The 260-nt window shown below is 62.7% G+C and carries 1 protein-coding gene; it reads left to right on the top strand.

All coding sequences use genetic code 11. The features are described 5' to 3' along the window. Positions 1–14: 14 nt before the first annotated feature. Positions 15–260 (top strand): cytochrome c-type biogenesis CcmF C-terminal domain-containing protein (locus tag SB772_RS42555; RefSeq protein WP_410838839.1); only part of this gene is annotated, 246 nt, incomplete at its 3' end.

The following is a 260-nucleotide window of genomic DNA, read 5'->3' on the forward strand; positions in this document are numbered from 1 at the left end:
TGTCACTCTTTGCCTTGCGCGCGCCGCTTCTGTCTGCGGGTGGTCTTTTCGCGCCTGTGTCGCGCGAAGGCGCTCTGGTTCTCAACAACCTGATCCTGACGGTTGCCTGTGGCACGGTGCTGACGGGCACGCTCTATCCGCTGCTTCTGGAAACGCTGACCGGCGACAAGATCTCCGTTGGTCCGCCGTTCTTCAACATGACCTTCGGGCTGCTGATGATCCCGCTCTTGCTGGTGGTGCCCTTCGGGCCGCTGCTGGCC

The sequence above is a fragment of the Paraburkholderia sp. SIMBA_030 genome, assembly GCF_046535245.1.
Lineage (GTDB): Bacteria > Pseudomonadota > Gammaproteobacteria > Burkholderiales > Burkholderiaceae > Paraburkholderia.